Origin of the sequence: Mycobacterium sp. E136 (assembly GCF_001666865.1) — a bacterium.
Classification (GTDB): Bacteria; Actinomycetota; Actinomycetes; order Mycobacteriales; family Mycobacteriaceae; genus Mycobacterium.
Window position 1 is genome coordinate 1 of the sequence record NZ_LZJE01000365.1, and the last position, 721, is coordinate 721.

The window sequence follows — 721 nt, forward strand, 5'->3', positions numbered from 1 at the left end:
ATCGAGTCCCTGCCCTCCGTCGAAGCCGACCGTCAGGCAGACTCAACCCCGTAACACCTGCTCACTTTTCGACCGGAGAAAACTGCTCAATTTTCGACCGGAACCGACAGGATGAGTGGGTCGAGGACTACAACACCAACCGACCGCACCAGTCGCTGAAGATGGACATCCCTGCCCAGCGCTTCACCGCCGGGGCGCCGGCAGCGTCGCCGTCGACCTCGCAATCGGCTCGAGCGCACCAACGACAGGGCTCAGATTGGGTGTCACGCAGGGTCACCACCAACGGGGTGGTCTGCGTGTCATGGCAGCAGGTTTGCATCGGCCAACACTGGGCCGGACAACGCTGCGATGTCCACGTCGACGGCAACCTTCTGCGGTTCTGGGTCGGTGATGAACTGGTCAAAACCGCCCCCCGCACCAGTCACGGCGAGGTACGAAACAAGCGGGCCCTACGCAGAAGCGGTCAGGGCTGACACAACACAAGAGTGTCAAGGATCAACCGACACAGAAACGTCAACGATCAACCGACTCTGAACAGGGGCAGGTTGCGTCCACCAAGGTGGTGTACGAGTCGGGACCTGATTAGCGGTGCCGGCGTGTCGTAGCCGAATGAATGAAGGTCATCGCGTGATTCTTCGAGAGACTGCGTCTCGTCAAGTGACTTGGCCCCGGGGTCGGCATGAATTTTGGCCCCATCGTTGGCTAGTCGGTTCGCTTGGTG

The 721-nt window shown here is 60.5% G+C and carries 1 pseudogene; it reads left to right on the forward strand.

Going from position 1 to position 721, the window contains the following annotated elements:
• Positions 1-110: 110 nt before the first annotated feature.
• Positions 111-473 (forward strand): annotated as a pseudogene (locus A5698_RS28240) (IS481 family transposase); the annotation flags it as partial.
• Positions 474-721 lie beyond the last annotated feature (248 nt).